Genomic DNA, 726 nt, shown 5'->3' with positions numbered 1-726 from the left:
GAGATAACATGACACCATAAAATTTCTCTTTCCCACCATTAGATAAAATTATTTCCTTAGCAATCAATACTTGTAATGGTGTGCAACATATAATTAAATTCATAGTTTATTTAACTCTCGATGTCATGACATATAAAAAAGGAAGTATAACACCTGCTCCTAATATGCTAGCAAAAGGGACATACTCAACCCCAAATTGCATAAAGATCGACAACCCTCCTAAATACAGTATTGTAGAAAGGATTGAGCATAATGATATCCATTTATTCTTTCCGTAAAAGAAAAGGTAATTTACTAAAATTAAATAAGGCACAGAAAACATTGTCGCAATAAGAAACATAATAATATAGTATTTGGTTCCCCAAAATGCTTCCCCTAACACTAAAACAACAAATTCTTCCGGAATTGCCCACATAATAATAGAAGGAATAGGAATTAAAAGTAATGAAAGCAATGTTAGTTGGTGTACTTTCTGTAAAGTAATCTTCTTTTGTTTTAATGCTTCATAAAAATAAGGTATTGCAGCCTTATTTATCGCTTGAATAACAACCGCAAGCACTAGCGCAATTTGAGCTCCCATAGCATAAAGCCCTAATTCAGATTCAGTAAATTTGTGATAAATCAATACTCGATCTAATTGACCTTTTATAAACATACTGATCTGATGAAAAGCTAGGGGAATACCAAACCCTAGAAAATAGAGGAATCCTTTTTTATACTTTTCCA

General features: G+C 31.8%; 1 protein-coding gene and 1 pseudogene. Both read right to left on the bottom strand.

Annotated elements, in window-relative coordinates; all coding sequences use genetic code 11:
* Positions 1-103: pseudogene (locus QZ106_RS00735) on the bottom strand (CMP-N-acetylneuraminate-beta-galactosamide-alpha-2, 3-sialyltransferase); the annotation flags it as partial.
* Between the two features lie 3 nt (positions 104-106).
* Positions 107-726: lipopolysaccharide biosynthesis protein (locus QZ106_RS00730; RefSeq protein WP_295973036.1), on the bottom strand; the 620-nt coding region annotated here is incomplete at its 5' end.

The sequence above is a fragment of the uncultured Aggregatibacter sp. genome, assembly GCF_901873365.1.
Taxonomy (GTDB): domain Bacteria; phylum Pseudomonadota; class Gammaproteobacteria; order Enterobacterales; family Pasteurellaceae; genus Aggregatibacter.
Note: the sequence above shows the minus strand (reverse complement) of the source record. Positions and strands in the feature narration are given on the sequence as shown.